The organism is Pseudomonas oryzihabitans (genome assembly GCF_001518815.1).
GTDB lineage: Bacteria > Pseudomonadota > Gammaproteobacteria > Pseudomonadales > Pseudomonadaceae > Chryseomonas > Chryseomonas oryzihabitans_E.
In genome coordinates this window covers 475,001-500,651 of the sequence record NZ_CP013987.1, presented here as the reverse complement: position 1 = coordinate 500,651, position 25,651 = coordinate 475,001, and the positions used below count along the sequence as shown (strand labels likewise).

At 61.1% G+C, this 25,651-nt stretch carries 19 protein-coding genes, 1 tRNA gene, 2 rRNA genes and 1 other RNA gene (1 of these 23 only partly in view); 6 read left to right on the top strand and 17 right to left on the bottom strand.

Annotated elements, in window-relative coordinates; genetic code table 11:
- The first annotated feature begins 649 nt into the window (after positions 1-649).
- A complete protein-coding gene (yhbY, locus tag APT59_RS02295) occupies positions 650-961 on the top strand; it encodes a ribosome assembly RNA-binding protein YhbY (protein WP_059313366.1) in 312 nt (103 codons plus the stop codon).
- Here the strand turns inward: yhbY and APT59_RS22650 are convergent.
- The 9 genes from APT59_RS22650 to grpE all read right to left on the bottom strand — a co-directional run bounded on the left by APT59_RS22650 (position 949) and on the right by grpE (position 11,780).
- Positions 949-1,158, bottom strand: a complete 210-nt coding sequence (locus APT59_RS22650) for a hypothetical protein (protein WP_237140562.1) — start codon at positions 1,156-1,158, stop codon at positions 949-951. The genes yhbY and APT59_RS22650 overlap by 13 nt on opposite strands.
- Positions 1,159-1,377: 219 nt before the next feature.
- Positions 1,378-1,854 carry a transcription elongation factor GreA gene (gene greA / locus APT59_RS02285; RefSeq protein WP_059313365.1) on the bottom strand — a complete coding sequence of 159 codons (477 nt, stop codon included), beginning with the start codon at positions 1,852-1,854 and terminating at the stop codon, positions 1,378-1,380.
- Positions 1,851-5,072: a carbamoyl-phosphate synthase large subunit gene (gene carB / locus APT59_RS02280; protein WP_059313364.1), complete on the bottom strand. Its 3,222-nt coding sequence runs from the start codon at positions 5,070-5,072 to the stop codon at positions 1,851-1,853. Before carB ends, greA begins: the two co-directional genes overlap by 4 nt.
- A 21-nt stretch (positions 5,073-5,093) precedes the next feature.
- Positions 5,094-5,750, bottom strand: coding sequence for a leucine efflux protein LeuE (leuE, locus tag APT59_RS02275; protein WP_059313363.1), 657 nt, complete (start codon positions 5,748-5,750; stop codon positions 5,094-5,096).
- A gap of 21 nt (positions 5,751-5,771) precedes the next feature.
- Positions 5,772-6,908: a glutamine-hydrolyzing carbamoyl-phosphate synthase small subunit gene (gene carA / locus APT59_RS02270; RefSeq protein ID WP_059313362.1), complete on the bottom strand. Its 1,137-nt coding sequence runs from the start codon at positions 6,906-6,908 to the stop codon at positions 5,772-5,774.
- 176 nt (positions 6,909-7,084) lie between these two features.
- Positions 7,085-7,891, bottom strand: a complete 807-nt coding sequence (dapB, locus tag APT59_RS02265) for a 4-hydroxy-tetrahydrodipicolinate reductase (RefSeq protein ID WP_059313361.1) — start codon at positions 7,889-7,891, stop codon at positions 7,085-7,087.
- Positions 7,892-7,945: 54 nt separating this feature from the next.
- On the bottom strand, positions 7,946-9,079 hold the full coding sequence (gene dnaJ, locus APT59_RS02260; RefSeq protein WP_059313360.1) for a molecular chaperone DnaJ: 1,134 nt from the start codon (positions 9,077-9,079) through the stop codon (positions 7,946-7,948).
- Between the two features lie 112 nt (positions 9,080-9,191).
- A complete protein-coding gene (gene dnaK / locus APT59_RS02255) occupies positions 9,192-11,120 on the bottom strand; it encodes a molecular chaperone DnaK (RefSeq protein ID WP_059313359.1) in 1,929 nt (642 codons plus the stop codon).
- Positions 11,121-11,213: 93 nt separating this feature from the next.
- Positions 11,214-11,780 carry a nucleotide exchange factor GrpE gene (gene grpE / locus APT59_RS02250; protein ID WP_059313358.1) on the bottom strand — a complete coding sequence of 189 codons (567 nt, stop codon included), beginning with the start codon at positions 11,778-11,780 and terminating at the stop codon, positions 11,214-11,216.
- A gap of 166 nt (positions 11,781-11,946) precedes the next feature.
- On the opposite strand from grpE, the gene recN reads away from it, so the two are divergent.
- Positions 11,947-13,614, top strand: a complete 1,668-nt coding sequence (recN, locus tag APT59_RS02245; protein WP_059313357.1) for a DNA repair protein RecN — start codon at positions 11,947-11,949, stop codon at positions 13,612-13,614.
- Positions 13,615-13,675: 61 nt separating this feature from the next.
- Here the strand turns inward: recN and fur are convergent, their stop codons facing one another.
- A complete protein-coding gene (fur, locus tag APT59_RS02240; protein WP_007162667.1) occupies positions 13,676-14,080 on the bottom strand; it encodes a ferric iron uptake transcriptional regulator in 405 nt (134 codons plus the stop codon).
- Positions 14,081-14,174: 94 nt separating this feature from the next.
- Here fur and APT59_RS02235 point away from each other — a divergent pair, with 94 nt between their 5' ends.
- Positions 14,175-14,711 carry an outer membrane protein assembly factor BamE gene (locus APT59_RS02235; protein WP_059313356.1) on the top strand — a complete coding sequence of 179 codons (537 nt, stop codon included), beginning with the start codon at positions 14,175-14,177 and terminating at the stop codon, positions 14,709-14,711.
- A gap of 7 nt (positions 14,712-14,718) precedes the next feature.
- On the opposite strand, the gene APT59_RS02230 is transcribed toward APT59_RS02235, so the two are convergent.
- Both APT59_RS02230 and APT59_RS02225 read right to left on the bottom strand, forming a co-directional pair.
- Positions 14,719-15,024: an RnfH family protein gene (locus APT59_RS02230; protein WP_059313355.1), complete on the bottom strand. Its 306-nt coding sequence runs from the start codon at positions 15,022-15,024 to the stop codon at positions 14,719-14,721.
- Positions 15,017-15,451, bottom strand: a complete 435-nt coding sequence (locus APT59_RS02225; protein ID WP_017640639.1) for a type II toxin-antitoxin system RatA family toxin — start codon at positions 15,449-15,451, stop codon at positions 15,017-15,019. The genes APT59_RS02230 and APT59_RS02225 overlap by 8 nt, the downstream gene beginning before the upstream one ends.
- Positions 15,452-15,623: 172 nt before the next feature.
- On the opposite strand from APT59_RS02225, the gene smpB reads away from it, so the two are divergent.
- Both smpB and ssrA read left to right on the top strand, forming a co-directional pair.
- Positions 15,624-16,100: an SsrA-binding protein SmpB gene (gene smpB / locus APT59_RS02220; RefSeq protein ID WP_007162671.1), complete on the top strand. Its 477-nt coding sequence runs from the start codon at positions 15,624-15,626 to the stop codon at positions 16,098-16,100.
- 81 nt (positions 16,101-16,181) lie between these two features.
- Positions 16,182-16,534, top strand: a transfer-messenger RNA (tmRNA) gene (gene ssrA, locus APT59_RS02215).
- Positions 16,535-16,588: 54 nt separating this feature from the next.
- On the opposite strand, the gene ssb is transcribed toward ssrA, so the two are convergent.
- Both ssb and APT59_RS02205 read right to left on the bottom strand, forming a co-directional pair.
- On the bottom strand, positions 16,589-17,143 hold the full coding sequence (gene ssb, locus APT59_RS02210; RefSeq protein ID WP_059313354.1) for a single-stranded DNA-binding protein: 555 nt from the start codon (positions 17,141-17,143) through the stop codon (positions 16,589-16,591).
- A 25-nt stretch (positions 17,144-17,168) separates the two neighbouring features.
- Positions 17,169-18,557 carry an MFS transporter gene (locus APT59_RS02205; RefSeq protein WP_059313353.1) on the bottom strand — a complete coding sequence of 463 codons (1,389 nt, stop codon included), beginning with the start codon at positions 18,555-18,557 and terminating at the stop codon, positions 17,169-17,171.
- 269 nt (positions 18,558-18,826) lie between these two features.
- On the opposite strand from APT59_RS02205, the gene uvrA reads away from it, so the two are divergent.
- Entirely contained in the window at positions 18,827-21,661 is a 2,835-nt protein-coding gene (gene uvrA / locus APT59_RS02200) for an excinuclease ABC subunit UvrA (RefSeq protein WP_059313352.1), read from the top strand.
- 517 nt (positions 21,662-22,178) lie between these two features.
- Here uvrA and rrf read toward each other — a convergent pair.
- From rrf to APT59_RS02185, 3 genes are all read right to left on the bottom strand, one after another.
- Positions 22,179-22,294, bottom strand: a 5S ribosomal RNA gene (gene rrf, locus APT59_RS02195).
- 159 nt (positions 22,295-22,453) lie between these two features.
- Positions 22,454-25,346: ribosomal RNA gene (locus APT59_RS02190) — 23S ribosomal RNA — on the bottom strand.
- Positions 25,347-25,640: 294 nt separating this feature from the next.
- Positions 25,641-25,651: transfer RNA gene (locus APT59_RS02185), tRNA-Ala, on the bottom strand; it runs 65 nt beyond the window's last position.

The window sequence follows — 25,651 nt, the reverse complement described above, 5'->3', positions numbered from 1 at the left end:
ACAAAGCCTGGCCCACGGCAGACATCGTCTGTAACGCTATATGAGTCTTCTGCTTTTGACTCTAGGGCAAGGCAGATGTTGCGGCCATCAATTCTCTCAATCGCCCTTGAAACCGCGACCCAATAGATACTGCTGGCGCGACACGTCCCGCGAAGCGAAAAGAGCGCACCTGACCTCCACAGCGAAGCGTCCACGCCCCTCTTTGAGGCAATTCGTGCAGCCTTCTCGCTGGAAGACCCTGATCAGACAGCCTACCTGGACACCAACCCGGCGCACGAGGCTCATGGCCAGCGCACCAGGATAGATAGCCCTGGACTGGCCTACCACATCAAGGCCATTCATATGGGGGCTCTGCTGAAAATAACAAGGCCTCCCGGATAGCCATCAATCGCCCCTGGAAATCAGACGGATCCGGCACTGCCCAGCAACGGCTGGCAATGCCACATCCGGCAGTCTCTCGCAAGGGATGGCACAAGTTTTCCGGCGATTGACCAGCCGCCCTTCCGAGCCTGCTTGACGCAGGCGTTGCCCACGTGTTCCCTGAGCCCATGCACGCTGGACTGAGCGCAGGCCACGGTAAGTTTTCTTGTATCGCTGGGCGGCACCGGACAGCTGGGATAAACTGCTCGGCTTTTATCTGGGGTGAATTATGGCGCTCAACAACGAGCATAAAAAGCGGTTCAAGGCGATCGGTCATCAACTCAAGCCGGTGGTCACCATCAGCGAGAACGGCCTGAGCGAAGGCGTATTGGGTGAACTCGAACGCGCCCTGAACGACCATGAACTGATCAAGATCAAGCTGGCCGTCACCGAACGCGAAGACCGCCGGGCCCTGATCGACGAACTGTGCGCGTCGAGCAAGGCCGAGCTGGTGCAGGTGATTGGCAAGATGGCCCTGATCTATCGCAAGGCCCGCGAACAGAATCGCAACCTGTCCAACGTGGTGCGCTATACCGCCTGAGCCCCGGGCGCACGCCCGGGAACGGGTTGCAGCACCAGGATCAGACCGCAAAGCAACAGGACCAGGTAGCCGGCCAGGGCGGTCGGTCCGGTCCAGAAGCGCGCCAGTTCGTTCTGCAGCACCACGGCTAGCGCACTGGCCAGCAGCAGCTGACCGCGCAGATCGCGCCACAGCGCGCTGAAGCCGGCCCACCACACCAGCACCACGACCTGGGTAAAGACCCCCCGGCTGCAGCGCTGAGCATCATGCGCAGCAATTCCTCGCGCCCGGACTGGATCAGCAGCGGCGCCCAGCCCGCTTGGGCAAGCGCCACAGGGATGCACAGGTGCAGGGCGACCAGCGGGCCGACCCAGAACACCTGGGCCAGCTGCCAGGCTGCCGCGAGCAGCCTGGCGAGCCAGCCTCCGGCGCGGTGATCAGACGTGACGGACGGCGACAATTTCGTATTCGACATCGCCGCCCGGGGTCTTCACCAGCACCACGTCCCCTTCTTCCTTGCCGATCAGCGCGCGGGCGATGGGCGAACCCACCGACAGCTTGCTCTGCTTGATATCAGCCTCATCGTCGCCGACGATCTGGTAGGTCACCGTCTCGTCGGTCTCGGTGTTGGCGATCTCCACGGTGGTACCGAAGATGACCTTGCCGGTATGCGGCAGGGCAGCTACGTCGATCACCTGGGCGTTCTGCAACCGGCCTTCGATATCGCGGATCCGCGCCTCTACCATGCCCTGCTGTTCGCGGGCAGCGTGGTATTCGGCGTTCTCCTTGAGATCACCCAGCTCACGCGCTTCGGCGATGGCCTGGGTGATCTGCGGACGCAGCTCGGTCTTGAGGTGTTTGAGTTCGTCTTCCAGGGCGCGAGCACCCTGGACGGTCATGGGGTACTTGGTCATGCCTTAACTCCTGCATGCAGATCTTGCAGCCGGCGCACGGTCTTTTCGGCGCCGAATTTCAAAGCTTCGCAAATGGCCTGGCCGCCGGCAATGGTAGTGGTGCAGCAGAGCTTGTGCTGCAGCGCGTTGCGGCGGATTGAATAGGAATCGGCAATGGACTGCCGGCCTTCGGTGGTGTTGATGATCAGGGTGACTTCGTCGTTCTTGATCATGTCGACCACGTGAGGGCGACCCTCGGTCACCTTGTTCACGCGACGTACCGGCAGACCAGCCGCCTCGATCACCCGCGCGGTACCTGCAGTGGCGACGACTTCGAAGCCGAGGCCGACCAGATCACGAGCAACCTGCACGGCTTCGGGCTTGTCGTCGTCCCGTACGCTGATGAAGGCGCAACCGGAGTTCGGCAGGATCTCGTTAGCGCCCAGCTGGGCCTTGGCGAAGGCTTCGCCGAAGCTGTCGCCCACGCCCATCACCTCGCCAGTGGATTTCATTTCTGGGCCGAGGATGGGGTCCACGCCGGGGAACTTGTTGAAGGGGAACACCGCTTCCTTGACGCTGAAGAACGGCGGAATGATTTCCTGGGTGAAGCCGACCTCGGCCAGGGTCTTGCCGGCCATGACGCGGGCGGCCACCTTGGCCAGGGACTCGCCGATGCACTTGGAGACGAAGGGCACGGTACGGGAGGCGCGCGGGTTGACCTCGATGACGTAGATGTCCTCGCCCTGCACGGCCATCTGCACGTTCATCAGACCGACCACGCCGAGCTCCAGAGCCATCTTCTTGACCTGCTCGCGGATCTCGTCCTGGATGTGCTTGGGCAGCGAATACGGCGGTAGCGAGCAGGCGGAGTCACCGGAGTGCACGCCGGCCTGTTCGATGTGCTGCATGATGGCGCCGATCACCACGGTCTGGCCGTCGCACACCGCATCCACGTCCACCTCGATGGCGCAGTTGAGGAAGTGGTCGAGCAGCACCGGACTGTCGTTGGACACCTTCACCGCTTCGCGCATGTAGCGCTTGAGTTCTTCTTCCTGGTAGACGATTTCCATCGCCCGGCCGCCCAGTACATAGGAGGGGCGAACCACCATCGGATAACCGATGTTCTTGGAGAGGGCCAGGGCCTCGTCTTCGCTGCGCGCGGTAGCGTTGGCCGGCTGGCGCAGATTCAGGCGCTGTACCATCTGCTGGAAGCGCTCGCGGTCTTCGGCGCGGTCGATGGCGTCGGGGCTGGTGCCGATGATGGGCACGCCAGCCTCTTCCAGGGCCCGGCAGAGCTTGAGCGGAGTCTGGCCGCCGTATTGGACGATGACGCCCTTGGGCTGCTCGACGCGCACGATCTCCAGCACGTCCTCCAGGGTCACCGGCTCGAAGAACAGGCGGTCGGAGGTATCGTAATCAGTGGAGACGGTTTCCGGGTTGCAGTTGACCATGATGGTTTCATAGCCGTCTTCACGCATGGCCAGGGCCGCGTGCACACAGCAGTAGTCGAACTCGATGCCCTGGCCGATGCGGTTGGGACCGCCGCCCAGGATCATGATCTTGTCGCGACCGCTGGGCTTGGCCTCGCACTCTTCCTCGTAAGTGGAGTAGAGGTAGGCGGTGTCGGTGGCGAATTCGGCAGCACAGGTGTCCACCCGCTTGTATACCGGCAGCACCTTGAGCTTGTGGCGATGGGCACGCAGGTTTTTCTCGGTGACGCCGAGCAGCTTGGCCAGGCGCGCGTCGGAGAAGCCCTTGCGCTTGAGCTTGCGCATCAGGTCGTAGTCGAGATCGGCCAGACCCAGGGTCTTGATGCGCTCCTCGTCCTTGATCAGGTCTTCGATCTGCACCAGGAACCAGGGATCGATACGAGTCAGCTCGAAGACCTTGTCCAGGCTGTAGCCCTGACGGAAGGCATCGCCGATGTACCAGATACGATCGGCGCCCGGCACGGTCAGCTCACGCTTGAGGGTGCTGTCGGCCTCGGGATCGGCCGGATCCAGCTTGGGATCGAAGCCGACCACGCCCACTTCCAGGCCGCGTAGGGCTTTCTGCAGGGACTCCTGGAAGGTACGACCGATGGACATGACTTCGCCCACGGATTTCATCTGAGTGGTCAAGCGGGCGTCGGCCTTGGGGAATTTCTCGAAGGCAAAGCGCGGAATCTTGGTGACCACGTAGTCGATGGCCGGCTCGAAGGACGCCGGCGTACGCCCGCCGGTAATGTCGTTCTGCAGCTCGTCCAGGGTGTAGCCCACCGCCAGCTTGGCAGCGATCTTGGCGATGGGGAAGCCGGTGGCCTTGGAGGCCAGCGCCGAGGAGCGGGACACCCGCGGGTTCATCTCGATCACCACCATGCGCCCGGTGTTCGGGCAGATGCCGAACTGGACGTTGGAGCCGCCGGTCTCGACGCCGATCTCGCGCAGCACCGCCAGGGAGGCGTTGCGCATGATCTGGTATTCCTTGTCGGTCAGGGTCTGCGCCGGAGCCACGGTGATGGAGTCACCGGTGTGCACGCCCATGGGATCGAAGTTCTCGATGGAGCAGACGATGATGCAGTTGTCCTTCTTGTCGCGGACCACCTCCATCTCGTATTCCTTCCAGCCGATCAGGGATTCGTCGATCAGCAGCTCGTTGGTCGGCGACAGGTCCAGACCACGGTTGCAGATCTCCTCGAACTCTTCACGGTTGTAGGCGATGCCGCCGCCGGTGCCGCCCATGGTGAAGGACGGACGGATGATGCAGGGGAAACCGACCTTCTCCAGCACGCCGTAGGCTTCTTCCATGCTGTGGGCGATACCCGAGACCGGGCAGGCCAGGCCGATGTCCTTCATGGCCTTGTCGAAGCGCGAGCGATCCTCGGCCTTGTCGATGGTGTCGGCGTTGGCACCGATCATCTCGACGCCGAATTTCTCCAGCACGCCGTGACGCTCCAGGTCCAGGGCGCAGTTCAGCGCGGTCTGGCCACCCATGGTCGGCAGCAGAGCGTCGGGACGCTCCTTCTCGATGATCTTGGCCACCGTCGCCCACTTGATCGGCTCGATGTAGGTGGCATCGGCCATGGAGGGGTCGGTCATGATGGTGGCCGGGTTGGAGTTCACCAGGATGACGCGGAAGCCTTCCTCGCGCAGGGCCTTGCAGGCCTGGGCGCCGGAATAGTCGAACTCGCAGGCCTGGCCGATGACGATGGGGCCGGCTCCGAGGATCAGGATGCTCTTGATGTCTGTACGCTTAGGCATGGGCTTCTCGAATGCAGGTAATCAGGTCAGGGTCGCGGTGGCCAACTTCACACCGAAACCAACGAACAGGGCGCCGACGCCGCCGGTGGCGCCTGCGCTGAGGCGACGCCGCTGACGGAACCAGGCCGCCAGGCGAACGCCGCAGAAAATCAGGAACGACAGGTAGCAGAAGCTGATCGCTTCCAGTACCGCGCCCAGCACCAGGAAGGACAGCGCCGGATGGGCGTAACCGGGGTCCACGAACTGGATGAAGAAGGAGACGAAGAACAGGATCGCCTTCGGATTCGACAGGCTCAGCAGCAGCGCCTTGCGGAACGGCTGATGGACGTCTTCGCGCAGGGTCGCCTCGGCCTGGCCCTGGGCCGGGCTGCGCCAGGACTTGAGTCCGCCGCGCAACATGCCCCAGCCGAGGTAGAACAGGTAGGCCGCGCCCAGATACTTGAGGACCTGGAAGAACAGCGGCTCGGCCTTGAGCAGCGAGGCGACGCCCAGAGCCGAGAGCAGCATCAGCACGGCGTCACCAAGGAACACGGCGGAGGCCGCCTGGTAACCGCTGCGGATGCCGCGCTGGGCGCTGGTGGCGAGCACGAAGAACGAGTTGGGGCCGGGCAACAGGATGACGAACAGGGTCCCGACCACATAGGTCCAGAAGTCGATGACACCCAGATTCGCCAGCATGGGCTCTACCCTCCTCTAACCTTAGCGGCGCGCGGCCATGGCCTGGATGAACTTGTCGAACAGCGGCGCCACGTCGTGCGGGCCAGGGCTCGCCTCGGGGTGACCCTGGAAGCTGAAAGCAACCTTGTCGGTACGCTCGATACCCTGCAGGGTGCCGTCGAACAGCGACTTGTGGGTAGCACGCACATTGGCTGGCAGGCTGGCCTCGTCCACGGCAAAACCGTGGTTCTGGCTGGTGATCATTACCACGCCGCTGTCGAGATCCTGCACCGGATGGTTGGCACCGTGGTGACCGCTGGGCATCTTCACCGTCTTGGCGCCGGAGGCCAGGGCCAGCAGCTGATGGCCCAGGCAGATGCCGAATACCGGAATCTCGGTCTCCAGGACATCCTGGATCGCCTTGATGGCGTAGTCGCAGGGCTCGGGATCGCCCGGGCCGTTGGCCAGGAAGATGCCGTCAGGCTGCAGCGCCAGGGCTTCGCTGGCCGGGGTCTGGGCCGGCAGCACGGTGATGCGGCAGCCGCGGGCCACCAGCATGCGCAGGATGTTCAGCTTGACGCCATAGTCGAAGGCCACCACATGGTAGGGCAGCTGCTCGGCGGGGATCTCGGCGTGACTGTCGGTTTCCAGCGACCAGACGCTGGAGCGCCACTCGTAGCGTTCCTTGACGCTGACTTCCTTGGCCAGGTCCATGCCCTTGAGGCCAGGGAAGGCACGAGCCAATTCCAGGGCACGCTCTTCGGTGGCGCCTTCGCCGGTCAGGATGCAGCCATCCTGAGCGCCCTTCTCGCGGAGAATGCGGGTCAGTCGACGGGTGTCGATCCCGGCAATGGCGATGGTGCCATTTTCCCTGAGATAGTCGGGCAGCGACTGCTTGTTACGCCAGTTGCTGGCCAGCAGCGGCAGGTCGCGGATGATCAGCCCGGCAGCCCAGACCTGAGCGGCCTCGCCATCCTGCGGCGTGGTGCCGGTATTGCCGATGTGCGGATAGGTCAGGGTGACGATCTGCTTCGCATAGGAAGGATCGGTCAGGATTTCCTGGTAGCCGGTCATGGCGGTGTTGAACACCACTTCGCCGACCGTGTGGCCGTCGGCACCGATGGATTCACCGCGAAAGATGCTGCCATCGGCAAGTGCGAGTATGGCTGGCTTAGTCAAGAAGACCTCCGAAAATCAAGCCTTGGCGGGCAAACGCAGGGTGCAAAAAAACGGGATGACATCTCGAAGAGTCATCCCGTTTTAATGTTGTGATTTCATTCTGCGCTAGCTTTTAGTGGATACACTAAAGCTGCATTGTACACGAATTGATCACGGCTTGCACCCCTGCGAGCTGATCAGCGCAACTCCAGTACGTCCTGCATGTCATATAGCGCTGGCTGTTTGTCCTTCAGCCACAGGGCCGCACGCACCGCGCCCTTGGCGAAGGTCATGCGACTGGACGCCTTGTGGGTGATCTCGACCCGCTCGCCTTCGCTGGCGAACAATACCGTGTGATCGCCCACCACGTCCCCGGCACGCACGGTAGCGAAGCCGATGGTCTGGCGATCCCGCGCACCGGTCTGGCCTTCCCGGCCATAGACGGCGACCTCTTCCAGCTCACGCCCCAGCGCCTGGGCCACGACCTCGCCCATGCGCAGGGCGGTACCCGAGGGCGCATCCACCTTGTGCCGGTGGTGCGCTTCAATGATTTCGATATCGACCTCGTCACCCAGTACCCGGGCAGCGGTGTCCAGCAGCTTGAGGCAGAGATTGACGCCGACGCTGAAATTGGCGGCGAAGACGATGGGAATTTCCTTGCTCGCTTCCAACAGGGTCAGCTTCTGCTCGGCGGTAAAGCCGGTGGTGCCGATCACCATGGCCTTTCTGGCCTTGCGGCAGAGCGCCAGATTCTGCAGGGTCACATTGGGATGGGTGAAGTCGATGACGACATCGAAGTCATCCAGCACCCGCGCCAGGTCACCTGACAGCATCACTCCGTTACGGCCGATGCCGGCGAGTTCGCCGGCATCGGCACCCACCAGACTGCTCTCGGGACGATCCACCGCAGCAGTCAGGCCGGCAGCGCCCTGGGTCTGCTGGACCGCTTCGATCAAGGTCTTGCCCATGCGCCCCGCGGCGCCCATTACAGCTATACGTCGCATCATCAGCTCCAGGTTGCTGGCTGGGCGCCGCCTCGCGACGGCGCCCCTGCCGGTTTAGAGGTCGTCGAAGAAGCGCTTCATCCCGTCGAACCAGCCGCTGGCCCGAGGCGAATGGGAGCTGTCGCTCTGCAGGGTGTTGCGGAATTCCTCGAGCAGCTCGCGCTGACGCCGGCTCAGGTTGACCGGGGTCTCCACCACCACCTTGCACATTAGATCGCCAGCGCCACCGCCACGCACGGGCGTCACGCCCTTGCCGCGCAGGCGGAACATCTTGCCGGTCTGAGTGCCTTCGGGGATCTTCAGCTTGACGCGGCCATCCAGGGTCGGCACTTCCAGTTCACCACCCAGAGCGGCGTCGGTGAAGTTAATCGGCACCTCGCAATAGAGATGCTTGCCGTCACGCTGGAAGATCGAGTGCTCGCGCACATTGACCACCACGTAGAGGTCGCCACTGGGGCCACCCAGGGTCCCGGCTTCGCCTTCGCCGGTCAGACGGATGCGGTCGCCCGTGTCGACGCCCGCCGGCACCTTGACCGACAGGGTCTTCTGCTCTTCCACGCGACCCTGGCCATGACAGGCCGTGCAGGGCTCGGGAATGATCTTGCCGCTGCCGTGGCAGCGCGGGCAGGTTTGCTGCACCGAGAAGAAACCTTGCTGCATCCGCACCTGGCCAATGCCGCCACAGGTGGGGCAGGTGGACGCCGAGGTACCTGGCTTGGCGCCATTGCCGTCGCACACCTTGCACTCGACCAGGGTGGGCACGCGAATGGTGACCGTGGTCCCGCGCACTGCCTCTTCGAGGTCCAGATCCAGGGTATAGCGCAGATCGGCACCGCGCTGCGGACCGCCGCGGCCACCGGCACCACCGCGCCCGCCGAAGAAGTCGCTGAAGACGTCGCCGAAGATGTCGGAGAAGTTCGCGCCCCCTGCGGCGCCGCCGAAACCGCCGCCGCCCATGCTCGGATCGACGCCAGCATGGCCGTACTGGTCGTAGGCCGAGCGCTTGCCCGCATCGGACAGCACTTCGTAGGCCTCCGCGGCCTCCTTGAATTGCTCTTCGGCAGCTGCGTCCCCCGGATTGCGATCCGGGTGGTATTTCATCGCCAGGCGTCGGTAGGCTTTCTTGAGCTCGGCTTCGCTGGCGCCGCGCTCGACCCCGAGCACCTCATAGTAATCACGTTTGGCCATAGACTTTCTGCACCTTAAATTTTCTCACCCTCCAGACACGCCAACGCGGGAGCAGGCTCCCGCGTGGCGGATCCGACGGGCCGAAGCCCGTCAGGTGCGGTAAGCACGGGGCTTACTTGTTGTCCTTCACTTCCTCGAACTCGGCGTCGACCACGTCGTCACCGGGCTTCTTGGCATCACCGTCCGCCTTGGCCGAGGCGCCTTCGGCACCTGCCGCAGCGCCCTGCTCGGAGTAGAGCTTCTGGGCCAGCGGCGCGGAGGCCTGGGACAGAGCATTCATCTTGGCTTCGATGGCGTCCTTGTCGTCACCGCGCACGGCGACTTCCAGTTCGCCAATGGCCTTCTCGATGGTGCTCTTCTCTTCGGCCGTGGCCTTGTCGCCCGCCTCGGTCAGCATCTTGCGAGTGCCGTGCACCAGGGCATCACCCTGGTTGCGAGCCGCGGCCAGCTCTTCGAACTTGCGATCCTCGTCGGCATTCGCCTCGGCGTCACGCACCATCTGCTGAATCTCGTCCTCGGACAGACCGGAGGATGCCTTGATGACGATGGACTGCTGCTTGCCGGTGGCCTTGTCCTTGGCGGACACGTTGAGGATACCGTTGGCGTCGATGTCGAAGGTCACCTCGATCTGCGGCACGCCACGCGGCGCCGGCGGGATCTCGGCCAGGTCGAACTTGCCCAGCGACTTGTTCTGCGCGGCCTGCTTGCGCTCGCCCTGCAGCACGTGGATGGTCACGGCGCCCTGGTTGTCGTCGGCAGTGGAGAACACCTGCGACTTCTTGGTCGGGATGGTGGTGTTCTTCTCGATCAGCGCGGTCATCACGCCACCCATGGTCTCGATGCCCAGGGTCAACGGGGTAACGTCCAGCAGCAGCACGTCCTTGACGTCACCGGCCAGCACGGCGCCCTGGATGGCGGCACCGATGGCGACGGCTTCGTCCGGGTTGACGTCCTTGCGCGCTTCCTTGCCGAAGAAATCGGCAACGCGCTTCTGCACCAGCGGCATGCGGGTCTGACCGCCCACCAGGATGACCTCGTGGATGTCGGAGACGTCCAGGCCGGAATCCTTCAAGGCAGTACGGCACGGCTCGATGGTGCGCTCGACCAGCTCTTCCACCAGGGACTCCAGCTTGGCGCGGGAGACCTTGACGTTCAGGTGCTTGGGACCGCTGGCATCGGCAGTGATGTACGGCAGGTTGACGTCGGTCTGGGTAGCCGAAGACAGTTCGATCTTGGCCTTCTCGGCAGCTTCCTTCAGGCGCTGCATGGCCAGCGGATCGCCCTTGAGGTTCATGCCGCTTTCTTTCTTGAATTCTTCGACGAGGTAGTCGATCAGGCGGATGTCGAAGTCTTCACCACCCAGGAAGGTGTCGCCATTGGTGGCCAGCACCTCGAACTGATGCTCACCGTCGACCTCAGCGATCTCGATGACCGAGATATCGAAGGTACCGCCGCCCAGGTCATAGACGATCACGGTGTGGTCGCCCTTGGCCTTGTCCAGGCCATAGGCCAGGGCTGCCGCGGTGGGCTCGTTGATGATGCGCTTGACGTCCAGACCGGCGATCCGGCCAGCATCCTTGGTGGCCTGGCGCTGGCTGTCGTTGAAGTAGGCCGGCACGGTGATGACCGCTTCGGTGACGGTCTCGCCCAGGTAGTCCTCGGCGGTCTTCTTCATCTTTTTCAGGACTTCGGCAGAGATCTGCGGCGGCGCCATCTTCTGGCCCTTGGCTTCGACCCAGGCATCACCGTTGTCTGCCTTAACGATCTTGTAAGGGACCATCTGGATGTCTTTCTGCACGACGTTTTCTTCGTAACGCCGGCCGATCAGTCGCTTGACCGCATAGAGGGTGTTCTGCGGATTGGTCACCGCCTGGCGCTTGGCCGGCTGGCCAACCAGGGTCTCGCCATCGTTGGTGTAGGCGATGATGGACGGCGTGGTACGGGTGCCTTCGGCGTTTTCCAGTACCTTGACGTTGCCGTTTTCGAGGATCGCGACGCAGGAGTTGGTGGTCCCCAGGTCGATACCGATAATCTTGCCCATGTAGTCTTCTCCAGAAATCTCAGATTCCGCGCGGCCCGCTCAGGGGGCCTTTGATGTTCGCTTGCCTACCAGATGGGGCCGAGCGAAAGAATTTCAAGCCTTTTCGTCGATGCTCGGCTGCTGTGCGGCAGGGGCCTTGCTCACGACCACCATCGCCGGCCGCAGCAGGCGACCATTGAGCAGATAGCCCTTTTGAAACACCTTGAGCACGCTGCCCGGCTCGGCGGTGGCGCTCTCTTCCATGGCCATGGCCTGGTGGTGTTCCGGATTGAAAGGCGCGCCGTGGGGATCGACGGCCTCGACCTGATAGCGCTTGAGCGTGTCCTGCAGCATCTTCAGGGTCAGCTCCATGCCTTCGCGCATGGGCCTCAAGGCTTCGTCCGCGGCATTGGACAGCTCCAGGCCACGCTCCAGGCTGTCGAGTACCGGCAACAGATCGCCAGCAAATTTTTCCAGCGCGAACTTGTGCGCCTTCTCCACATCCTGCTCAGCGCGACGACGCACGTTCTGCAGGTCGGCGACGCTGCGCAGCGATTGATCCTGGGCAGCGGCGAGTTGCTCTTCGAGCGTGGCAACGCGGGCAGCGAGATCCTCGTGCTGGACGTCGCCCTGAGCGGCTGCTTCGTGCTCGGGAGTCTGGGAGTTCTGTTCGTCGGCCATGGAGTCCTCCTGTGATAATGCCGGTGGGCGCGCCCTCTAATGGACGACGCCTTGATCGATGGCGCCTATATGGGGCCGCCGGCCGGCGCTTCAAGAGCTGTATGGATTGCCAGTGCCCGAGAGGCACTGTATAAACAACCAGAAAACCGCCTCCGGAGATCGTCGCATGCTGGTGCATCTGTCCGTCCGCAACTACGCCATCGTCGAACACCTCGACCTCGACCTCGAGCGCGGCATGACCGTGATCACCGGCGAAACCGGCGCCGGCAAGTCCATCATGCTCGACGCCCTCGGCCTCACCCTTGGCGACCGCGCCGACAGCGATGCGGTCAGGCCTGGTGCAGACAAGGCCGATGTTCTGGCCAGCTTCGACACCACCGACATCCCCGAGGCGCGCCAGTGGCTCGCCGAGCGAGACCTGGAGCAGGACGGCCCCTGCCTGCTGCGCCGCGTCATCACCCGCGAAGGACGCTCGCGCGGCTATATCAATGGCTCGCCCTGCCCACTGGCCGACCTCAAGACCCTGGGCGGCCTGCTGATCGACATCCACAACCAGCACGAACACCAGTCGCTGCTCGGTCTCGACACTCATCGCCGCCTGCTGGACGAATACGCGGGCGCGGGAGAACTGGTTCGCCAGGTCCAGCTCGCCGCCCAGCGCTGGCGCCAGGTGCGCCAGACCCTGGAGCGTCTTACCCGCAACGGTGACGAACAGCGCGCTCGCCACCAGTTACTCAGTTATCAGCTGGAAGAACTCGACAATCTCGCCCTGGCCGAGGGAGAGCTGCAGGCACTGGAACAGGAGCAGAGCGACCTGGCGAGCGCCGAGCACATCCTGCTGGCCTGCCGCCAGGCCATGGACCTCTGTACCGAGAACGAGCAGGGCAACGCCCAGTCAGCGCTCAATGCCAGCGTGGCACGCCTGACTGCCTTCGACCGCCCGCCTGCGCAGATCCAGGAAGCCAGCAACCTGCTCGCCTCCGCCCAGATCCAGATCGAGGAGGCGATGAATGAATTGAATCGCTTCGTCGATCATTTCGAAGCCGATCCGGAGCGCCAACAGGCCGTGCAGGAGCGTCTCGACAGCGTCTACAGCCTTGCCCGCAAGCATCGGGTGCAGCCCGAAGCCCTGCTGGAACTGCACGACCAGCTGCGCAATGAGCTGCAATCCCTGGACGCCGACGATGTCGCGCTGGAGCGCTTGCAAGAAGAATTGGCCGCCTTCGAGCGCCACTACCAGGAGAAGGCTGGCGAACTGAGTCGCCTGCGCGAGCAGCGCGCGCCAGAGCTCGCAGCAGCGGTCGAGACGGAAATGCAGCGCCTGGGCATGCCGGGCGGCCGCTTCAGTATCACGCTAACGCCGGGCAGTACCGGTGAACCCCAGCCACTGGGCAACGAGGGCGTCGAATTTCGCGTCAGCGCCAACCCGGGCCAACCCCTGCGCCCACTGGCCAAGGTCGCCTCGGGTGGTGAGCTGTCACGTATCAGCCTGGCCATCCAGGTCATTACCGCCCAGACCTCGCGCACCCCGACCCTGGTATTCGACGAGGTGGACGTCGGTATCGGCGGCCCGACGGCCGAGGTGGTCGGCCAACTGCTGCGGCAACTGGGTGAGCGTGGCCAGGTGCTGACGGTTACCCACCTCCCCCAGGTTGCAGCCCAGGGTCACCAGCATCTGTTCGTGCACAAGGAGCGCGGCACCGACGAGACGCGCACTGCGGTCGCCAAGCTGGACCGGGCGCGGCGCGTGGAGGAGGTGGCGCGCATGCTCGGCGGCGTCGACCTCACCCGCGAATCCCTCGCCCACGCCCGCAAGCTGGTGGTCAGCCGCTAGCCGTCCACAGCACCAGACATGAAAAAGGCGACTCCGGGTCGCCTTTTTCATGTCTGGATCTTCACTTGCGCTGACGGATGTACAGCACTAGGTTGTGATCGACCAGCTCAAAACCGTGCTCTTCAACGATCTCGCGCTGACGCTTTTCGATCGACGCATCGGTGAACTCGATGACTTCGCCGGTATCCACATCCACCATGTGATCATGATGACCGGTATCAGCCAGCTCGAACACGGCATGGCCGCCATCGAAATTATGACGCACCACTAGGCCGGCCGCTTCGAACTGGGTGAGGACCCGGTAGACCGTTGCCAGCCCTACGTCCTCGCCTGCTTCCATCAGCGCCTTGTAAACGTCTTCAGCGCTCATGTGGCGCTGCTCGGTGGTGTCCAGCATCTGCAATATCTTGACGCGCGGCAGGGTCACTTTCAGACCCGCTTTGCGGAGTTCGTTGTTCTCTACCATGCTCTTTCTCGGTGCCGAGTGCTTTCGCAGCCCTCGGGAATACGGGTATGATCGGTGCTTCGTTGCCCAGCAAGATAGTGGAAGTCTCCCACCGATGCAAAACCTCAAGCAAACGCTGACCGGGCTCTCTCTGATGGGCCTAGCCATGCTCGCCGGCTGCTCTCTGCCGGGGGTTTACAAGATCGACATCCAACAGGGCAACGTTGTCACCCAGGACATGATAGACCAGTTGCGCCCCGGAATGACCCGACAACAAGTCCGGTTTATCATGGGTTCGCCGCTGATCCAGGACACCTTCCATCCCAATCGCTGGGACTATCTGTACAGCCTGCAGGCCGCCGGTGGCCAGCGTAAGCAGGAACGTGTCAGCTTGGTGTTCAATGGCGACAATCAGTTGAGCGGCCTGGCCGGTGACTTCATGCCGGGCACCAGTCGCGAACAACGGATCATGGGCACTGATAGCGGCACCACAGTGGACTCCACTGCGCCAGTGCAGCCTACTGCCCCTGCGGCAGCGCCGGAAACGCCCGCGATCCCCGGCTCGACCGAAGACAGCATCCAGAAAGAGATCGACAGTGCTCGTCCGGCCGATGTCCCTACGCCCGAGCGCATTCGCACCGAAGGGCAGTGATCCCCGACTAGAGGCCGGTCTTCGACCTGGCCTTTTCTGCGCGCCGCTTGCGACTCTCCTTGGGATCGGCAAGCAGCGGGCGATAGATCTCCACCCGATCTCCTTTTTCCAGCCTTCGCTCAGACGGGTTGATGACCCGCTTGCCAAAGATGCCGACTTGGCATTGCGCGCGCTGGTCGGGCTGCAATTTCTCAAGCAGCCCCGAAGACAGCACCGCCTGCTCGACCGTGGCACCCTCCTCCAGCTGCACACTCACTAGCCACTGCCGTTCCGGTAGCGCCAGCGCCACTTCGATGGGCAGGCGCTCAGCCATAGAGGGCTCGCGCACGCTGGCAGAAGGCATCCACCATGGTATTGGCCGCCTGATTGAACAGCGGCCCCAAGGTCGCGCGCACGATGGCGCTGTCGTATTCGAAGGAAAGATCCAGCGAGATCTTGCAGGCCTTGTCGCCCAATGCCTTGAATGACCAGACGCCATGCAGCTGCTTGAAGGGCCCCTTCTCCAGATCCATGGTGATGGACTCGTCCGGCACCAGGGTATTGCGGGTCGTGAACTGCTGGCTGAGGCCACCCTTGGCCACAGTGAGACCGGCGCGCATCAGGCCTTCGTCCTGCTCAAGGATCTGGGCGGACGAGCACCACGGCAGGAACTCCGGATAACGGTCCACGTCATTAACGAGCGCATAGAGCGCTGAAGCTGGATAGGGCAGCAACGCTGAACGTTGGATGTGCGTGCTCATCGGAACCTCGTAGAATAGCGAATTCGGTGTCGGACCTTGAATTTGAGGGCGGCGCACGCAATTTACTCCCGCACCAGCCTGCCGCGGCCCAGAACCGCGGTATTGTCCGTGTTTGCTCATACCCGCTCAAGCGCGTGGCGACATTTCCCCCGACTCGCTGTACCCTGGAATCATGGCCAAGCAAAAGAAAGTCTCCCCCGGCAGCATCGCGCAAAACAAAAAAGCGCTACACGAATACTTCGTCGACACCCGTTTCGAAGCGGGTGTTTCTCTCGCAGGTTGGGAGGTCAAGAGCCTGAGAGCCGGCAAGGCGCAGCTGACTGATAGCTATGTCCTGCTCAAGGACGGCGAAGCCTGGCTGCTCGGCAGCCACATCACCCCGCTGCAGACGGCCAGCACCCATGTCATCGCCGATCCGACCCGGACCCGCAAGCTGCTGCTGAACAAGCGTGAGTTGGGCAAGCTGTTTGGCGCCGTGCAACAGAAGGGTTACGCCTGTGTCGCCCTGTCGCTCTACTGGAAAAAGCACCTGGTCAAATGCGAAATCGCCCTGGCCAAGGGCAAGAAGGAATTCGACAAGCGCGCCACCGAGCGCGAGCGCGATTCCGATCGCGAGATCCAGCGCGCCATCCGCAAGGACGCCAAGTGATAGAGCGGTCGAAAAACGTTTCGTCGACAATGACTTGCGTAGGACGGCTGGAATTCCTATAGTGAACGACCAGCAAGTTTTGGGGGCGATTAGGATTCGACGCCGGTAACGAAACTTGAGGGGCATGCCGAGCTGGTAGCAGAACTCGTAAATTCGCTGCTGCAAACTTATAGTTGCCAACGACGACAACTACGCTCTAGCTGCTTAACGCGGCTAGCAGTCGCTAGGGGATGCCTGTAAACCCGAAACGACTGTCAGATAGAACAGGATCGCCGCCAAGTTCGCTGTAGACGTAACGGCTAAAACTTATACAGCTCGCCCAAAGCACCCTGCCCGTCGGGCCGCAATGGGTTAACTCAGTAGACAGGGCTAAGCATGTAGAACCGATAGCGGAGAGCTGGCGGACGGGGGTTCAAATCCCCCCGCCTCCACCAAAAAGAAAGGGCAGCCACTGGCTGCCCTTTTTCTTTGCCCGATCGACGAGTCCCTTAGAAGGGAATGTCGTCATCGAAGCTGTCGTAGTCCTGCTGAGCCGGCTGCTGTTGCGGCTTGGGCTGCTGCTGGGGACGGCTGTTGCCGTTGCCGCCATTACCACCATTGTCGTACTGCGGTGCCGACTGCTGCGGACGGGGAGCACGCTGCTGCTGGGGCGCAGGTGCGCTCTGGTTGTATTCGTCGTTACCACCGGCATTGCCACCGCGGCCACCCAGCAACTGCATGTTGCCATTGATGTCGACCACGATTTCAGTGGTATAGCGATCCTGACCGTCCTGCCCCTGCCACTTGCGAGTGCGCAGGGAGCCCTCGACATAGACCTGGGAGCCCTTGCGGATGTACTCGCCGGCGATCTCGGCAAGGCGACCGAAGAACACCACGCGGTGCCACTCGGTGCGATCCTGCTGTTGGCCGGTCTGCTTGTCCTTCCAGCTCTCACTGGTGGCGAGGGTGACATTGGTCACCGCGTTGCCATTGGGCATGTAACGGGTTTCGGGATCGGCGCCGGCGTTGCCGACGAGGATGACTTTGTTGACGCCACGGGCCATATGAATCTCCTGGTGAGGCTGTCGATCAAGCGGCGACTGGCGTTTGGCTTACCAGTCGCTCCAATTGCGCTCGATCGACGATTTTAGTATCGATCTTGATGTAGACGGCTTGTTCTTCCGCCACCACTACCGCGTCGGTCACTCCAGCCAGGGCCAACAGGCGTCCGACCAATCCTTGGTCGTTGACTAGCTCAGGCGCAACCGGCAAACGCAGACTGGTGACATAGGGCGGTTCCCGCATCGTACCAGCTATCACCGCCCATCCCAGGCAAAGCGCTGCACAACCCAGGAAGACGGTGGACAGACCACCATGCTGGAACAGCCAGCCACCGAGGATACCGCCCAATGCGGAACCAAGGAACTGACTGGTGGAATAGATCCCCATGGCGGTGCCCTTGCCACCGGCTGGCGCCACTTTGCTCACCAGCGACGGCAGCGAGGCCTCCAGCAAATTGAAGGCGGTGAAGAACACCACGATGCCAATGACCAGGGCCACCAGGCTGCCGCTGAAGAAAAAGAAGTACAGCTCGCACAGCACCAGCACGCTGATGGCACCCACCAGCACGCGCTTCATGCGCCGCTTCTTTTCACCATAGATGATGAAAGGGACCATAGCGAAGAAGCCGACTACCAGCGCCGTGAGGTAGACCCACCAGTGCTCTTCCTTGGGTAGACCGGCATGGTCGGCCAGTGCCAGCGGCAGGACGACGAAACTGGCCATCAGTACGGCGTGCAGTGACAGGATCCCAAAGTCCAACCGCAGCAGATCCCGATTGCGCAGAGTGGCGCCCAACGCCTGCCGGGCCAGGTTCGACTCCCGATGGGAGAAGGGCGAGGCATGGCGTGGCACCAGAAACAGCACAAGGAGCAGACCAATCAGCGCCAGCCCACAGGTGGCCCAGAACAGGCCAGCAAGCCCATAGGCTCGCGTCAGCAGCGGCCCAGTGACCATCGCCACGGCAAAGGACACACCGATGCTCATACCGATGGTGGCCATGGCCTTGGTCCGGTGCTGTTCGCGGGTCAGGTCCGACAGCAGCGCCATGATGGCCGCGGAAATGGCGCCGCCACCCTGCACGATACGACCGGCGATGACACCCCAGATGGAATGGGCATTGGCGGCAATGGCGGCACCAACTGCGAACACCAGCAGTCCACCTATGATGATGGGTCGCCGACCGATTCGATCAGACAGGGTGCCCAGGGGAATTTGCAGTACTGCCTGGGTCAAACCATAGGCACCTATGGCAAGACCAATAAGTGCGGGAGTCGCATCCGCCAACTCCTGACCATAGGTCGCCAGGACCGGAAGCACCATGAACATACCGAGCATACGAAAGGCGAAGACCAGGGCCAGCCCCAGGGCGGCACGGCGTTCGACGCCGTTCATGGCTTCACTACGCTTGTCGAGCATTGATAATCCTCTCGTCGGCGACAGGCTTTTACGTCGCCAAACAGCTTTAAAACAGTCGTGACAATGACCATTTAGGGAGGAAGCGGTGAAGATAGCCGAGCGCTCGTCCGAACGTTCCCGACCGCCAGGATCACGAACGCCCGATCACCGCTATCGGGCCAGCAATTTTACCAGCCTTGCCCCCTCTCTCACAGGCGCGGCAGATAGCCGCAGCCCAGGACGAGGCTCCAGTCCTATTGAAGCGCCGCCAAAACGAGGCAGAAGTTTACGTGGATAAAATCCTCATCCGTGGGGCCCGCACCCATAACCTGAAGAACATCGACCTTACCCTTCCCCGGGACAAGCTCATCGTCATCACTGGGTTGTCCGGTTCCGGCAAATCCTCACTGGCCTTCGACACCCTCTATGCCGAAGGCCAGCGCCGCTATGTGGAATCCCTGTCGGCTTACGCCCGGCAATTCCTGTCGATGATGGAAAAGCCCGATGTGGATACCATCGAAGGCCTGTCTCCGGCGATTTCCATCGAGCAGAAGTCCACCTCGCACAACCCACGCTCCACCGTGGGTACCATCACCGAGATCTATGACTACCTGCGCCTGCTCTATGCCCGAGTCGGCACCCCGCGCTGCCCAGAGCATGACGTGCCCCTGGAAGCCCAGACCGTCAGCCAGATGGTCGACCAGGTACTGGCCATGCCGGAGGGTCAGCGACTGATGCTGCTCGCCCCCATCGTGCGCGAGCGTAAGGGCGAGCACCTGTCCGTATTCGAGGAGTTGCGCGCCCAGGGCTTCGTGCGCGTGCGCGTCAACGGCCGTCTGCACGAGATGGACGAGCTGCCCAAGCTCGACAAGCAGAAAAAGCACACCATCGAGGTGGTGGTGGATCGCTTCAAGGTGCGTGAAGACCTGCAGCAGCGCCTGGCGGAATCCTTCGAGACCGCCTTGAAGCTGGCTGACGACATCGCCATCATCGCGCCCATGGAGGGGGAGACCGGCGAAGAGATCGTCTTCTCTGCACGCTTCGCTTGCCCGATCTGCGGCTTCTCCATCGGCGAGCTGGAGCCCAAGCTGTTTTCCTTCAACAACCCCGCCGGTGCCTGCCCTACCTGCGACGGCCTGGGCGTGAAGCAATTCTTCGATGCCCGCCGCGTGGTCAACGAGGAGATGAGCCTCAGCGAGGGCGCCATTCGTGGCTGGGACAGACGCAATGTCTACTACTTCCAGATGCTCGGCTCGCTGGCGAGCCACTATGGCTTCAGCCTGGACGAACCTTTCAAGAGCCTGGACGACAGGCATCGCAAGGCGGTACTCAGCGGCTCCGGGCGCGAGAGCGTCAACTTCCGCTACCTCAATGATCGCGGCGACATCGTCAAGCGTGCCCATCCGTTCGAAGGCATCCTGCCGAACCTGGAACGGCGTTACCGCGAGACCGAATCCCAGAGCGTGCGTGAAGAGCTGGCCAAGTATCTAAGCACTCAGCACTGCCCCGACTGCAACGGGACTCGTCTGCGGCGCGAAGCCCGGCATGTCTGGGTTGGCGACAAGACCCTGCCAGCGGTCACCCGCCTGCCGGTAGGCGATGCCACCCAATACTTTCAGGACCTCAGCCTCAAGGGTCAGCGGCAACAGATCGCCGACAAGATCCTCAAGGAGATCCGCGAGCGTCTGCAGTTTCTGGTCAATGTTGGCCTGGACTACCTGACGCTGGATCGCAGTGCGGACACCCTGTCCGGTGGCGAAGCCCAGCGTATCCGCCTGGCCAGTCAGATCGGGGCAGGCCTGGTGGGCGTCATGTACATCCTCGACGAGCCCTCCATCGGACTGCACCAGCGCGACAACGAGCGCTTGCTGGGCACCCTGACCCACCTGCGCGACCTAGGCAATACCGTCATCGTTGTCGAGCACGACGAGGATGCCATTCGCCTGGCGGACTATGTCATCGATATCGGCCCCGGTGCTGGCATACACGGCGGCCAGATCATCGCGGAAGGCACGCCTGACCAAGTCATGAAGCATCCTGACTCGGTGACGGGTCAGTACCTATCGGGTCGCAAGAAGATCGTCGTGCCTGCCAAGCGCACGGCGCGTGACAAGAAAAAGCTGCTGAAGCTCAAAGGCGCTCGAGGCAACAACCTGCAGAACGTGAATCTGGAGATTCCGGTAGGCCTGCTGACCTGTGTGACCGGAGTATCCGGCTCAGGCAAATCGACCCTGATCAATAACACCCTGTTCCCGCTGACCGCCACGGCGCTCAATGGCGCAACGACCTTGGAAGTTGCAGCTCACGACAGCTTCGATGGCATGCAGCACCTGGACAAGGTGGTGGACATCGACCAGAGCCCCATCGGCCGGACACCGCGCTCCAACCCGGCGACCTACACCGGCCTTTTCACTCCCATCCGCGAGCTGTTCTCCGGCGTCCCGGAATCCCGTTCCCGTGGCTACACTCCGGGGCGCTTCTCCTTCAACGTCAAGGGCGGTCGCTGCGAGGCCTGCCAGGGTGACGGAGTCATCAAGGTGGAGATGCACTTCCTGCCTGACGTCTACGTCGCCTGTGATGTCTGCAAGGGCAAGAGATACAACCGCGAGACCTTGGAAGTGAAGTACAAGGGCAAGACCATCACCGAGGTCCTGGACATGACCATCGAAGAAGCCCATGCCTTCTTCGAATCCATCCCGGCGTTGGCGCGCAAGCTGCAAACGCTTATGGATGTGGGCCTGTCCTATATCCGCCTGGGCCAGAGCGCTACGACCTTGTCAGGCGGTGAGGCCCAACGTGTGAAGCTGGCGCGGGAGCTGTCCAAGCGGGATACCGGCAAAACGCTCTATATCCTGGATGAACCCACTACCGGCCTGCACTTCGCTGATATCCAGCAACTGCTGGACGTGCTGCATCGACTGCGGGATCACGGTAATACCGTGGTGGTGATCGAGCACAATCTGGACGTCATCAAGACCGCCGATTGGTTGGTGGACCTTGGACCGGAAGGTGGCTCCAAGGGTGGCCAGATCATCGCTACGGGTACACCCGAGGAGGTTGCGGCCAACAAGAAGTCCTATACCGGCCACTTCCTCAAGCCCTTGCTGGAGCGTGATCGGGAGTAGTCCCGAGTATCGACCAGAACGCAAAAAGCCCGGCACAAGCCGGGCTTTTTGTTGCTCTCGTAGGTTGGGTTGAGCGAAGCGAAGCCCAACATCCAGGCCTCACCCCGCTGCTCGGCACAGGCTTCCTTTCCAAAGCTCACTGCGCACACCCAGCGTTCGCCTGTTGGGCTTCGCTGTGCTCAGCGCCAACCTACGACCGTCTCTTGCCGCGTGCATCTCTTCATCTTCAAACACAACAGCCCGGCGTAGCCGGGCTGTCTGGGGCCTTTGCACTTTTGGCTTCCAGAAGCATCTAGCTGGCAAGCCATACTCCCAACACCGCTCTAGCCCCCTCTCCCCCTGGGAGAGGGTTAGGGTGAGGAAAGCCTCAACCGCATGGCTTTCTGGCTTACCGGCCTTCCAGCTTCCGCCTGCAGGCCCTTCCGCCCAAGTCCCTTGGCACCCCGCCAAAACTTTTCCCGCCCCAAAGACAACACCCCCGCCAGAGTGATCTGAGCGGGGGTGCTGGGTGTTAGGCGCTTGACGATGACCTACTCTCACATGGGGAAACCCCACACTACCATCGGCGATGCATCGTTTCACTTCTGAGTTCGGGAAGGGATCAGGTGGTTCCAATGCTCTATGTTCGTCAAGCAATTCGGTTGGCTGGCCAGGCGATGGGGCTGCCTGGCTGGCCCAATTGGGTCTGTGATTGAAGTAGACAATTCGTCTTGGGTCTTGCGAACCCACGCGCCTGTTTTCGGCGTCGTCTTCCTCACGCTCTGACCTGCGGTCAGATTGTTTGGGTGTTATATGGTCAAGCCTCACGGGCAATTAGTATCGGTTAGCTCAACGCCTCACAGCGCTTACACACCCGACCTATCAACGTCGTAGTCTTCGACGGCCCTTTAGGAAGCTCAAGGCTCCAGTGAGATCTCATCTTGAGGCAAGTTTCCCGCTTAGATGCTTTCAGCGGTTATCTCTTCCGAACATAGCTACCCGGCGATGCCACTGGCGTGACAACCGGAACACCAGAGGTTCGTCCACTCCGGTCCTCTCGTACTAGGAGCAGCCCCTCTCAAATCTCAAACGTCCACGGCAGATAGGGACCGAACTGTCTCACGACGTTCTAAACCCAGCTCGCGTACCACTTTAAATGGCGAACAGCCATACCCTTGGGACCGGCTTCAGCCCCAGGATGTGATGAGCCGACATCGAGGTGCCAAACACCGCCGTCGATATGAACTCTTGGGCGGTATCAGCCTGTTATCCCCGGAGTACCTTTTATCCGTTGAGCGATGGCCCTTCCATACAGAACCACCGGATCACTAAGACCTACTTTCGTACCTGCTCGACGTGTCTGTCTCGCAGTCAAGCGCGCTTTTGCCTTTATACTCTACGACCGATTTCCGACCGGTCTGAGCGCACCTTCGTACTCCTCCGTTACTCTTTAGGAGGAGACCGCCCCAGTCAAACTGCCCACCATACACTGTCCTCGATCCGGATAACGGACCAGAGTTAGAACCTCAAGATTGCCAGGGTGGTATTTCAAGGATGGCTCCACGCAGACTGGCGTCCACGCTTCAAAGCCTCCCACCTATCCTACACAAGCAAGCTCAAAGTCCAGTGCAAAGCTACAGTAAAGGTTCACGGGGTCTTTCCGTCTAGCCGCGGATACACTGCATCTTCACAGCGATTTCAATTTCACTGAGTCTCGGGTGGAGACAGCGCCGCCATCGTTACGCCATTCGTGCAGGTCGGAACTTACCCGACAAGGAATTTCGCTACCTTAGGACCGTTATAGTTACGGCCGCCGTTTACCGGGGCTTCGATCAAGAGCTTCGCTTGCGCTAACCCCATCAATTAACCTTCCGGCACCGGGCAGGCGTCACACCCTATACGTCCACTTTCGTGTTTGCAGAGTGCTGTGTTTTTAATAAACAGTCGCAGCGGCCTGGTATCTTCGACCGGCATGAGCTTACGGGGTAAACCCTTCACCCTCACCGGCGCACCTTCTCCCGAAGTTACGGTGCCATTTTGCCTAGTTCCTTCACCCGAGTTCTCTCAAGCGCCTTGGTATTCTCTACCCGACCACCTGTGTCGGTTTGGGGTACGGTTCCTAGTTACCTGAAGCTTAGAGGCTTTTCCTGGAAGCATGGCATCAACCACTTCTCCTTCTAAAAGAAGGATCGTCATCAGTTCTCGGCCTTAACTGTCCGGATTTACCTAAACAGTCAGCCTACCACCTTAAACTTGGACAACCATCGCCAAGCTGGCCTAGCCTTCTCCGTCCCCCCATCGCAGTAACTAGAAGTACGGGAATATTAACCCGTTTCCCATCGACTACGCCTTTCAGCCTCGCCTTAGGGACCGACTCACCCTGCGTCGATTAACGTTGCGCAGGAACCCTTGGTCTTTCGGCGTGCGAGTTTTTCACTCGCATTGTCGTTACTCATGTCAGCATTCGCACTTCTGATACCTCCAGCAAGCTTCTCAACTCACCTTCACAGGCTTACAGAACGCTCCTCTACCGCATCACCAGAGGTGATACCCGTAGCTTCGGTGCCTGGTTTGAGCCCCGTTACATCTTCCGCGCAGGCCGACTCGACTAGTGAGCTATTACGCTTTCTTTAAAGGGTGGCTGCTTCTAAGCCAACCTCCTAGCTGTCTAAGCCTTCCCACATCGTTTACCACTTAACCAGGACTTTGGGACCTTAGCTGACGGTCTGGGTTGTTTCCCTTTTCACGACGGACGTTAGCACCCGCCGTGTGTCTCCCATGCTCGGCACTTCTGGGTATTCGGAGTTTGCATCGGTTTGGTAAGTCGGGATGACCCCCTAGCCGAAACAGTGCTCTACCCCCCAGAGTGATACATGAGGCGCTACCTAAATAGCTTTCGAGGAGAACCAGCTATCTCCGAGCTTGATTAGCCTTTCACTCCGATCCACAAGTCATCCCCTGCCTTTTCAACGGAAGTGGGTTCGGTCCTCCAGTCAGTGTTACCTAACCTTCAACCTGCTCATGGATAGATCGCCCGGTTTCGGGTCTATTCCCAGCGACTAGACGCCCTATTAAGACTCGCTTTCGCTACGCCTCCCCTATTCGGTTAAGCTCGCCACTGAAAATAAGTCGCTGACCCATTATACAAAAGGTACGCAGTCACCCAACAAAGTGGGCTCCCACTGCTTGTACGCATACGGTTTCAGGTTCTATTTCACTCCCCTCTCCGGGGTTCTTTTCGCCTTTCCCTCACGGTACTGGTTCACTATCGGTCAGTCAGGAGTATTTAGCCTTGGAGGATGGTCCCCCCATATTCAGACAGGGTTTCTCGTGCCCCGTCCTACTCGATTTCATTGATAAGAGCGTTTCGCGTACAGGGCTATCACCCACTATGGCCGCACTTTCCAGAGCGTTCCGCTACTCTCAAATCAACTTAAGGGCTGGTCCCCGTTCGCTCGCCACTACTAAGGGAATCTCGGTTGATTTCTTTTCCTCAGGGTACTTAGATGTTTCAGTTCCCCTGGTTCGCCTCTTAACCCTATGGATTCAGGTTAAGATACCTAGCTTATGCTAGGTGGGTTTCCCCATTCAGAGATCTCCGGGTCACAGGTCATTTGCCACCTCACCGAAGCTTATCGCAGGCTATCACGTCTTTCATCGCCTCTGACTGCCAAGGCATCCACCGTATGCGCTTCTTCACTTGACCATATAACCCCAAGCAATCTCGCCGGCGTCACAAGGACGCTACCGATCTGCAGGGCGTTAGATGAGTGAAGACGACATTTCGCCGAAAACTTGCGCTTGAGTTCGCAAGATTTTACCTTGACGACACTAACTGCCAGTGAAAACAGTTAATGCAGTCTACTTCTATCACTTTCCCAATTTTTTAAAGAACAGTTCTGATCAAAGACCAGACATCAGAGTTTGGGCTACACCGGATGGTGCATCAAACGCTCATGTCTGAGCTTTTCAAGCAATTGCGTTAGCGGTTAGGTGGAGATGGTGGAGCCA

Bases quoted from the DNA above. Each gene is read 5' to 3' on its own strand.
- greA (WP_059313365.1), bottom strand. From the start codon at position 1,854: ATGACCAAGTACCCCATGACCGTCCAGGGTGCTCGCGCCCTGGAAGAC.
- APT59_RS02205 (WP_059313353.1), bottom strand. From the start codon at position 18,557: ATGCTCGACAAGCGTAGTGAAGCCATGAACGGCGTCGAACGCCGTGCC.
- dapB (WP_059313361.1), bottom strand. From the start codon at position 7,891: ATGCGACGTATAGCTGTAATGGGCGCCGCGGGGCGCATGGGCAAGACC.
- dnaK (WP_059313359.1), bottom strand. From the start codon at position 11,120: ATGGGCAAGATTATCGGTATCGACCTGGGGACCACCAACTCCTGCGTC.
- dnaJ (WP_059313360.1), bottom strand. From the start codon at position 9,079: ATGGCCAAACGTGATTACTATGAGGTGCTCGGGGTCGAGCGCGGCGCC.
- fur (WP_007162667.1), bottom strand. From the start codon at position 14,080: ATGGTAGAGAACAACGAACTCCGCAAAGCGGGTCTGAAAGTGACCCTG.
- APT59_RS02235 (WP_059313356.1), top strand. From the start codon at position 14,175: ATGCAAAACCTCAAGCAAACGCTGACCGGGCTCTCTCTGATGGGCCTA.
- APT59_RS02225 (WP_017640639.1), bottom strand. From the start codon at position 15,451: ATGAGCACGCACATCCAACGTTCAGCGTTGCTGCCCTATCCAGCTTCA.
- smpB (WP_007162671.1), top strand. From the start codon at position 15,624: ATGGCCAAGCAAAAGAAAGTCTCCCCCGGCAGCATCGCGCAAAACAAA.
- leuE (WP_059313363.1), bottom strand. From the start codon at position 5,750: ATGCTGGCGAATCTGGGTGTCATCGACTTCTGGACCTATGTGGTCGGG.
- recN (WP_059313357.1), top strand. From the start codon at position 11,947: ATGCTGGTGCATCTGTCCGTCCGCAACTACGCCATCGTCGAACACCTC.
- grpE (WP_059313358.1), bottom strand. From the start codon at position 11,780: ATGGCCGACGAACAGAACTCCCAGACTCCCGAGCACGAAGCAGCCGCT.
- carB (WP_059313364.1), bottom strand. From the start codon at position 5,072: ATGCCTAAGCGTACAGACATCAAGAGCATCCTGATCCTCGGAGCCGGC.
- yhbY (WP_059313366.1), top strand. From the start codon at position 650: ATGGCGCTCAACAACGAGCATAAAAAGCGGTTCAAGGCGATCGGTCAT.
- ssb (WP_059313354.1), bottom strand. From the start codon at position 17,143: ATGGCCCGTGGCGTCAACAAAGTCATCCTCGTCGGCAACGCCGGCGCC.
- APT59_RS02230 (WP_059313355.1), bottom strand. From the start codon at position 15,024: ATGGCTGAGCGCCTGCCCATCGAAGTGGCGCTGGCGCTACCGGAACGG.